Source organism: Arenibacterium halophilum (genome assembly GCF_005938225.1).
Taxonomy (GTDB): Bacteria; Pseudomonadota; Alphaproteobacteria; order Rhodobacterales; family Rhodobacteraceae; genus Arenibacterium; species Arenibacterium halophilum.
The window spans coordinates 1-6,222 of the sequence record NZ_VCPC01000010.1 but is presented as its reverse complement, the minus strand read 5'-3'; the positions used below and the strand labels follow the sequence as shown (position 1 = coordinate 6,222).

The following is a 6,222-nucleotide window of genomic DNA, read 5'->3' as shown; positions in this document are numbered from 1 at the left end:
CCATGTTCTAATCTCCGATGTAGAGGGAAAGACCGGCGGCGCGCTTTCCGCGCCGGCCGGCAGGTCAGACCGCGTTGCGGTCAGCCGATCAGGCGCGCTCGGCCAGCGCCACGAAGTGCGACTTGGTCGGCCCGTTGGCCGGCGACACGGGTTTTTTCAGGTGGGGCTGGCCGCCGTAGCGGAACACCCAGCGGAAGGCCATCGTGTTATAGTCGAAGTAGAGGTGGATGGAGCTGGCGAACTTCACCCCCGAGGACCGGCGCGCGGCATAGTAGCCCTTGGGCGAGATCAGCTGCAGATCGCCGAGATCCCCCACCGTCTTGGCGTATTCCGTCAGCCGCACCGGCTTGCCCAGAAGGAAGCCCCCCGGCGCATTCGCAAGCCCATTGGGCGGCATCCAGATCGGCTTGTCGCCCACCGTCATGGTCATCAGCTGCGGCAGCGTGTCGGAATTGGCCTGCCAGAACGGCTCGTCGCCCGGCACCATCAACAGGCGGGAATACATCTTGATGACGTTCAACGCGCTGATGGTATCGGCCGCCTGCCCGGCTTCCTTGCCCACCGTGATCAGCGCCGTGGATTTCATCCAGCCCAGCGGTTGCCCGACCCCGTTGCCTTCGACGATGGCGAGGTTCTTCTTCCAGGCGATCGCCTGCGCCGCCTTGCGGCTCAGCCGGTTGTTGAGACGCGGCGCATCCTCCAGCAGCTCTTCCGAGGCCAGCGCCAGCGTGTAGAGCTCATGCAGCGGCACATTGCGACCTTCATCGTCCAGCTCGGTCGGGGTCATCTTCGACCCTTCCTTGCGCCAGTAGGCCTTGATGCCGCTGGTGCCCCAGGGCGTCGTCTCGTCGTGCATCAGCTTGACCTCGCGGCTCGAGGTCGGCTCTTCGTCGATCAGCGGCCCGAACTCGTCGAACTCGGTCATCAGCTCCCAGATATTGTCGCGGAACTGCGGCGGCAGCGAATAGCCCTCGCCCTCGGCGCCCCCGCCTTCATGCGAGCCGGTCAGCGCCGCGAGGCGATGATCGACCTCGCCACCATAGCGGGAGGCATTGACCGCGCCGTGTACCGCAACGGCAAATTCCCCGATATCGCGGAAGCCGGCCGTCTGGCGCGGATCGCTGTCATGTACCGCGTTGCGCCCACCCGTGCCCGAGCCCGTACCACCACCGGTCTGGGTGCCTTCGCCATCGGCCTGCATGCGGCGGCGGCGCTCATTCAGCTTTTCCTTCTCGGTGATCTGCGCCTGGACCTGCGCGATCTCCTCCTCGATCGCCGCAAAGCGCTCTTCCTGCGCCTCCGACAGCACAGCGTCTTCGCTGACCTCGGCCGCCTCCACGATGCCACGCCCCTCGGCCTTCAGGGCGGCCAGGCGCTTCTTGAGTTCTGCGAGCGTTTTCATGGCTCTCTCCTGTTCAGCCGGGCGTGAATCGTCCTTGACGGTGCGCCCGGCGCGCACCGTTTCGGTCACCGTCAAAAATGATCGGATGGTGTCAGAGCATCGCCAGCCGCCTGGCGGCGAGCGAGGCGCGGCGTGCCGGGCGGCCACGTGCCGCCCGCATCAGCGTGTCTTCCAGCGTGGCAATGCGATCAGCCATGCCGAGCGCCACCGCGCGCTTGGCGCGATAGGTGCGCCCGCCCCCGAAGTGGCGCTCGGATTTTTCCGGATCCGCGCGTACCACCGAGACCGGCACGCCGCGCGATTTGGCGACATCGGAAGTGAACATCGCGTAAAGCGCCTCGGCCTCTTCCTCGATCGCCGCGCGCGCCGCATCGTCGATCGGCGGCCCGTAAGGGTGGCCTTCCAGCTTGCGGGGCCCCTTGGCGAACATCTCGCGTTGGATCCCGGCCTGCGCCAGCGCCTTTTGCATGTTGTCGCGCTGCGTCATCACCCCTATCGAGCCGACCAGACCCGAAGGCGTCACCACGATCTCATCGGCCGAAGACGCGATCCAATAGGCCGCCGAGGCCGCCAGCGTGTTTGCCACCGCGATGATCGGGCGATCCAGCCGCCGCGCCGCGCGCACCAGCGTCGCGGTTTCCGGCACCATGTCGACCAGGCCGCCAGGGCTGTCGACCTCCAGCACGATGGCCCGCGCCGATGTATCCTCGGCTGCCGATCGGAAGGCCCGCTGGAACTGGTCGAGCGAGGCCCCGCCCGACATCCGGCTCATCATCCCGCTGCCCCGGGGCATGATCGTGCCCTGCAAGCGCAGATGATGCACCGCGCCGCCGCCCCGCGCCGGAACCGGCTCCATGGCATAGACCGGCTGATGCGCTTCGCCCTGCCAGCCCTCGGTCGGACCACCGGCCCGCAGCGCCAGGAAGGCGGCGATCTCGGCGCCCTTGTTCTCTTCGATCAGCCAGGTGCTGGCCGAGACCGCGCGCAGCACGCGCTCGATTTCATGCGGCATGTTTTACAAGCTCCAGTCTGGGGCGCCCGCCATTGCGCGCCGTTGTTTCGCGCAGGAACGCGATCGATCTGTCGATGGCGGCGCGCTCATCGCGCTCGCGCCCGCCGGGCCCGGTGCCCACCGGCACCATGTTCAGCGGCTCGACATAGCGATCCCCCGCCGCGCCGATCCCGTTCAGGTTCTCCATCCGCAGCACGTCATTGACGCTGAGCCAGCCCCACTGCCGCCCCAGCGCATAGGCCTCAAACCGGGTCTTGATGTCGCCCCGCAGGAGGCTCTCGACGTTGAACTCGAAGAACACGTCGTCTTCCTCGATCAGGAACTTCGCCACCGAGCGCTCGATCAGCTCAAGCACCGGGCGCAACGTGTCGGTCACGAACTCCAGCGCCTGGTGCTCGATGTTGCTGAAGGTCGCCTTGTCCATGATCCCGACCTTGTGCGGCGGCACCCGCCAGAGCCGCGTCAGGTCAAGCCAGAGCTCCTTGCGGGTCTCGAGGAACTGCGCCTCTTCCGCCGTCAGCCCCATGCGGGTCGGCTTCATCCCGTATTCCAGCACCGCCGGCGTGTGGCGGTTCTTGCCGCTGGTCCATCGCCGCCAGGCCTTCAGGAAGTTCTTCTTGTCGTCGGCCCCCTTGAAGTTGCCGTCCATCGTGATCGCATAGGGCGGCGTGCCGTCGTTCTTGAACAGGATGTTGGCATAGCGCTGCAGCGCGATCGCTACGGCCACCGCCTCGCGACCATCGTCCAGGATCGGCGAGGTGCCCCGCAGACCGTCCTTCAGCGGCGGCAGCGGAATGTGCCAGACTTCCTCTTCGAGGTAGCGGTGATCCTGCCCGCGCGCGTCCCGGGTGGTGAACCGTTTCACCCCTTCGACCTCGTCGACGTGCGTCACCGCCGGATCGGGGTTGATGCGGCGCAGCTCCACCACGTTGCCGGCCGCGTCAAAGATCATCCGCGCCATGAAGTCGCCATGCGAGGCCAGGTCATCGACCATGCAGGCGAGGAACTCATAGGACGTCTGGCGCCGGTTCGGATTCGACAGCAACCGCATCGCCGGGTGCTGGTCGAGCCGGCGCCGACGGCGTTCGTCAAGACGCTGGAAGCAGCCGAACTGCAGCCCCGCCACGTTTTCCGAGAGCGTATGCAGGCAATCGCGGATCACCGGCACCTTTCGCGCCCGCTCGATCGAGACCGCCACATCGATCTCGCTGCGCGCGCCGCCGCCTTCAAACCAGCGGTCTTCGCCTGCATCGCGCGTTGCCTCTGCCATCGCGGCATCGCGGCCGCCGCCGAAGAGATTGAACAGCCCCACCTTACGCCACCTCGTAGTCGTCAGAGATCACCACCGCATCGCCATTCGCGGCGACCGGGTTCCAGCTCATCAGCTGCACACAGTTGAACAGCGCCATCAGCGGATCGATCTTGGCCGTCCCGCTCTGCGCCTTCGTCACGATCACCGCGTTGCCGCGCGCCTCGGTCTTGGCATTGCCGACGCTCCAGCTCATGATCCGCTGCCCGCAATGCACCATCGTGCCGTTCTTCAGCTTCACCGGCGCCGATTTGATCGCCGCGTTCAGCTTGTAGCCCTGGCTGATCGCGCGGATGTCCTCGATCCGGAACCCCGCCTCGATCAGCGCATCGACGATCTTCGCCACCCCTTCCGGGTCCATGCCGATCCCGTCTTCATCGGGCAGCAGCCCCGCCTCCCGCAGATCGAGGCAGATCTGGACGATCTCCGGGATCGCCTCGTCCTCGAGGTTGTCGACGAAGGTCAGATCACCCTCTTTTGCTAGCGCCTCGAGCTCGGGCGCGATCGACTTGCGCAGGCTCAGCACGTCGCGATCGGCCCAGGCCTTGCCCCAGTGCTGCCAGACCTTCGTCTCGGCATGGCGGCCCAGCACGCCGAGGCCCAGCAGATCGTCGAGCCCGCCGCCATCCACCCCCACGACACAGACGTCCGAGGTCGCCATGATCTCCGCGAGCGTCAGCGGTTTGGCCGCCTTCACCCAGTAATCCGCCCCGATCCAGCGCCCGGTGTTCATGCCGATGCCGATCTCGACATTCAGGTGCTGCGAGGCAAAGAGCGCGACGGAGTCCGGCCCTTCGCGCTCGGCCTTGCGCAGGTCGTTGATCAGGTCTTCGAGGAACACCGAGCGCCCGAGGTTCGGGTTGATCAGCTCCCAGGTCGCCGGGTTGCGCCACTGTTCGGCCTCGACCATCTCGCGCGGCAGCTCGTACATCACCGCCAGCATCGGCAGCTTCAGCTCTCCATCACGCACCGCCCGCGCCGTCTGCAGCTCCATCTCGAACTGCCCGGTCGGGCGCTCCTTCGACTGCGTCGTGATCTGCAGGAAGAACCCCTCGGGGCGGGATTTGAGGCCGCCGCGCAGCTCGATGAAGATCTCCGGCGCCTTCGCCTTGCTGCCCAGCACATGGGTCTCGTCGACCAGGATATAGCAGCCCTTCGAGCCGGTCACGACATCGCCATCGGCCGACAGGATCATGATCACCGCCTCGGTCACCAGGTGCGTGATCTGCTTCTGGTGCGTCTGCACGCGGAACAGCTTCGAGAGCTGGTCATCCAGCGCAATGATGCCGCGCGCCGTCTTGAAGGCGATGCCGGCAATCTTCTGCGTCGGCGCGATCAGCAGCAGCTCTGCCTGTGGCCGTTCGTTCATGATCGCTGCCGTCACGATGATCCCTGCCGAGATCGCCGATTTGCCGTTCTTCTTCGGCACCAGCAGGAAGAACTCCCGCAGCATCCGCCGCTTCGTCTCCGGATCGTAACTGCCGAAGATCACCCGGACAAAATCCAGCACCCAATCGTCGCAGATCTCGCCGAACGTCGGCGTGCCCGGCAAATCCGGCACCTTCAGCCGCTTGAAGATCCGCAGCGCCTTCTCGGCCACATCTTCGAACAGCGGCAAATCCGGGATCAGCGAACGCCCCTCGAGGATCCGCGCCTGCCAATCCGGAACCGCAGTATCCCAAGCCGGATCAATGCCGAGGCTCTCATAATCCGGTGCGATATCCAGCATCAGTGCAGACCCGGTTTCAGATCATCACCCCAGCCATCGCCGCCGCCACCATCGGCCACCCGGCCCGCATCGCGGCGTGCCTGTTCCTTCTTGCCAAGCGGACGCGGCGCCTTGCCCTTGCCCTGCTCCTGCGCATCGCGGAACCGCGTCGTCGCCAGCTGCTGGTCGTTCTTCTCGACCAGCTGGTTCAACAGCCTCTGCGCCCCGACGTTGCCGGCCGCCGCCTGCTCGATCGCCTTCTCGAAGCGCCAGGCATCGAAGCGATCGCGCTGGATGTCCCGGTTCTTGAGCTCGGAAAAATAATGCTTCCGCAGCGTCGGGACCGAGCAGTGGATCGCATTTGCGATGCGTTCATTGGACCACCCCATAGCCAATAACAGCATGACTTTGTTGCGGTTTTTCTGGCACGCCCGGTGCGCTGGACGGCCACGCCGCCCCCCCGGCAACCGCACCGGATCACCGAACAGGTCGAATTGTTCGTCAGCCAAGAAAAAAATCCCTCAATGGTGGGGAGGTGGGTCTGGCGCCAAACGGCTGCCAAGGATCGCACCCCCCCTACCCCTAGACCAGACCGCGGCGCTCGAGGCTCTGCTTTCTGCCGTCGTGCCAGGCCTTGCTGACCGACTGCAGGTTGTTGATGTCCCAGAACAGTTCCGGGTCGCCGCGATGCGGTTTGATGTGATCGACCACCGCGCTGTTCGGCTCCCGCCTGCCGGCAACCAGCAGCACGCCGGTCTGCTGGCAGATGTGATTGTCCCGTGCCAGCACCA

The 6,222-nt window shown here is 65.8% G+C and carries 5 protein-coding genes and 1 pseudogene; all 6 read right to left on the bottom strand.

Annotated features, from left to right (window positions below; all coding sequences use genetic code 11):
• Window positions 1-88: 88 nt before the first annotated feature.
• On the bottom strand, window positions 89-1,402 hold the full coding sequence (locus tag FGK64_RS21910; RefSeq protein WP_138865995.1) for a phage major capsid protein: 1,314 nt from the start codon (window positions 1,400-1,402) through the stop codon (window positions 89-91).
• A 91-nt stretch (window positions 1,403-1,493) separates the two neighbouring features.
• Window positions 1,494-2,414, bottom strand: a complete 921-nt coding sequence (locus FGK64_RS21905) for a S49 family peptidase (RefSeq protein WP_138865994.1) — start codon at window positions 2,412-2,414, stop codon at window positions 1,494-1,496.
• Entirely contained in the window at window positions 2,404-3,726 is a 1,323-nt protein-coding gene (locus FGK64_RS21900) for a phage portal protein (protein WP_138865993.1), read from the bottom strand. The genes FGK64_RS21905 and FGK64_RS21900 overlap by 11 nt, the downstream gene beginning before the upstream one ends.
• A gap of 1 nt (window position 3,727) precedes the next feature.
• Entirely contained in the window at window positions 3,728-5,452 is a 1,725-nt protein-coding gene (locus FGK64_RS21895) for a terminase large subunit (RefSeq protein ID WP_138865992.1), read from the bottom strand.
• Window positions 5,452-5,940 (bottom strand): hypothetical protein, encoded by a 489-nt coding sequence (locus FGK64_RS21890; protein ID WP_138865991.1) that lies wholly within the window; start codon window positions 5,938-5,940, stop codon window positions 5,452-5,454. The genes FGK64_RS21895 and FGK64_RS21890 overlap by 1 nt, the downstream gene beginning before the upstream one ends.
• 73 nt (window positions 5,941-6,013) lie before the next feature.
• Window positions 6,014-6,222 (bottom strand): annotated as a pseudogene (locus FGK64_RS22275) (HNH endonuclease); the annotation flags it as partial.

What these genes read in the sequence shown, in the direction of transcription:
- FGK64_RS21895 (WP_138865992.1), bottom strand. Translation starts at nt 5,452, where the DNA reads ATGCTGGATATCGCACCGGATTATGAGAGCCTCGGCATTGATCCGGCT.
- FGK64_RS21910 (WP_138865995.1), bottom strand. Translation starts at nt 1,402, where the DNA reads ATGAAAACGCTCGCAGAACTCAAGAAGCGCCTGGCCGCCCTGAAGGCC.
- FGK64_RS21905 (WP_138865994.1), bottom strand. Translation starts at nt 2,414, where the DNA reads ATGCCGCATGAAATCGAGCGCGTGCTGCGCGCGGTCTCGGCCAGCACC.